Genomic DNA, 2,534 nt, shown 5'->3' with positions numbered 1-2,534 from the left:
CGATAATACAAAGCTTTCTTTCGGGATGGATGTCGGCGGTTCTTTTTTGAACGTCGATTTTTCAAAAGGTACGTTCGAGAATCCCGGGGAACCGATATTAAACGGTGAAACCATCAGTAAGTTCTATCCGACCGTCGGGGCAGGTTTCTTTTTATACGAAGACGATATTTGGTACCTCGGCGCCTCGATACCGAATTTTTTGACCGATGGGGTCTACAACGATGACGTGGCCACGATTATCGATGATAAATTACAGTTCAATTTTATCGGGGGCTATGTCTTCGATATAGCCGAATCCCTAAAGTTCAAACCGGCTTTCTTGATCAATTTGGTTAGCGGTGCGCCCGTCAATACGAACCTGTCGACCAATTTCTTGTTCAACGATCGGTTTACCTTCGGTGCGTCCTACAGGTTCGGCAATGCCATCAGCGGACTGGCGGGTTTTCAGGTCACCGATGGTACGTTTATCGGCTACTCCTATGATTATAATACGAATCCCTTGGGCGAGTTCAGCAATGGCTCCCATGAGGTGATCCTTAAATTTTATCTGGGCAGGGGCGATGGCACGAAGAGCAATAATAAAGAGTTGAAGGGGAAACCCAAACAGATCGATACACCAAGATTTTTCTAATGAAGTCAAGACTCGTAATAGCGTTCTTATTTATAAGTACTGCGTTTTGTATTTCGCAAGAGATCAATTCGCAGGGCGACAAATATTTCTATGCCTATGCCTATGAAGACGCTATAAAGGCCTATCAAAAGCAGATGCAGCAGGGGGAACTGATGACCAACTTTCAGCGTCTGAACTTGGCCGATTCCTATTTTCAGACCGGGGAATATAACAAGGCGTCGAAAATGTATCTAGATCTCAATAAGAACGATTCCATCCTATCGGACCACCGCTTCAACAAGATGCTGCAGAGTCTGGCCAAGATTTCCGAAAATGAGCGGGTCAAGGCCTTCTTGAAATCAAAGGGAGACAGCTTTGCCGGAGAACTTTTGGAAAATGCCGAGTTTAACGATCAGGTGTTGAATTCCGATGATACGGGGTCTACCGGTTTCTTTATATTTACGTTGAACGGCAATAGTCCGGAGGCGGACAATGCGCCCAGCTTCTATCAGAACGACCTACTTTTCAGTAGCAGCCGAAAAACGCGGTCGAAAAAAATATATGGCCCTTCAGGGGATGCTTATCTTGACATCTATAAAATCACAAACAACCAGAATGGCAGCCTGTCCGACGCAAGTCCGTTCGAGCGCATTCCGAATTCCGAATTCCATAAATCGACGCCTTATTATTCCGAGAGCACTGGTGACATTTATTATATACTGTCCAACACTGAGGATAATAACCTTGCGTTCGATGAGAAGGGAAAAAATGCCTTGGCCATCGGTATGGTCAGTGAAAACGGAACTTTTCGATTTTTATTGAAGGATCTCAGCACTTCTTTCTATTATCCTTTCTACAATGCGGATAGTGAAAGGCTTTATTTTTCGGCCAATTTTAAGGATAGTTATGGCGGTACCGATATCTATTATGTAGACATGAACAATGGTCAAGTGATGTCGCAACCTATCAATTTGGGTCCGCGTATCAATTCTCCGGGCAACGAAATCGCTCCGTATGTATTCGATAATAGCCTTTATTTTTCTTCGGATGTTTTTTACGGGATGGGAGGCATGGATGTATATCGCTCCAATCTTCTGCCCGATACAGGTTTTAGTATTCCCGTGAATTTAGGGAATGGCATCAATACAAAATACGATGAATTCGGATTTATCATCAAAGCGGACCAAGAGGAGGGCCTTATGGGCTATTTCTCTTCCAACAGGGCAGGAGGCAGGGGAGGCGATGACATATACGGATTTAAAATCAACGAGAAACCGGGTCTGCGAACGCTCATTTTTAGGGGAAAAGTGGTCAAGCCGCCCTATGATCAATCCATATCCGACGCTACAGTAAAACTTTTGGGTGGTGATGGAAAAGTACTAAAGGAGGTTTATACAGGCGTTAATGGCTCATATCTATTGGAGATACCGTACAATCCCGTTGTAACATTAGAGGTGTCCAAAGAAACCTTTTCCAGGTTCTCGGAAACCTACAACCCGAAAGGATTACAGGAACTTGAAAAGGCCCCATTAACAATCGAATTGGCATTCATCGCCGATATTGTAGAGGAAAAGGAGGGGAAAATGGTGCTGAATTTAAAGGATTTCTTTTTTGCAAGCGGCCAAAGCAATCTTACACCGGAAATTACCATGGAAATCGATAAGGTGGTCGACGCAGTCAAAAAATTCCCTACTATGAAATTCTCCATAGAAACCCATACGGATAGTCGTGGCGGTAGAAGTTCGAACCAAAAAGTTTCCGAGCAACGATCGGCTGCTATTAGGGACTATCTGTTGAAAAATGGTGTTCCTTCCGAAAACATTACCAGTTCGAAAGGCTTTGGAGAGGACAAGATTGTCAACAATTGTACGGACGGTGTGTATTGCCTTGATTTTCTGCACCAACAGAACCTGCGTACCCTTTT

The 2,534-nt window shown here is 44.1% G+C and carries 2 protein-coding genes; both read left to right on the top strand.

Annotated features, from left to right (window positions below):
• Positions 1–631, top strand: a 631-nt coding sequence (locus ACEW8S_RS03635) for a type IX secretion system membrane protein PorP/SprF (RefSeq protein ID WP_373516824.1), incomplete at its 5' end; no start/stop codon positions are given.
• Positions 631–2,534: OmpA family protein (locus tag ACEW8S_RS03630; RefSeq protein ID WP_373516823.1), on the top strand; the 1,904-nt coding region annotated here is incomplete at its 3' end. The genes ACEW8S_RS03635 and ACEW8S_RS03630, both read left to right, overlap by 1 nt.

This window comes from Pricia sp., from assembly GCF_041745955.1.
In the GTDB taxonomy this organism is placed as follows: Bacteria; Bacteroidota; Bacteroidia; order Flavobacteriales; family Flavobacteriaceae; genus Pricia.
The sequence above is the reverse complement of the archived record's forward strand: the minus strand, read 5'-3'. Positions and strand labels throughout refer to the sequence as shown.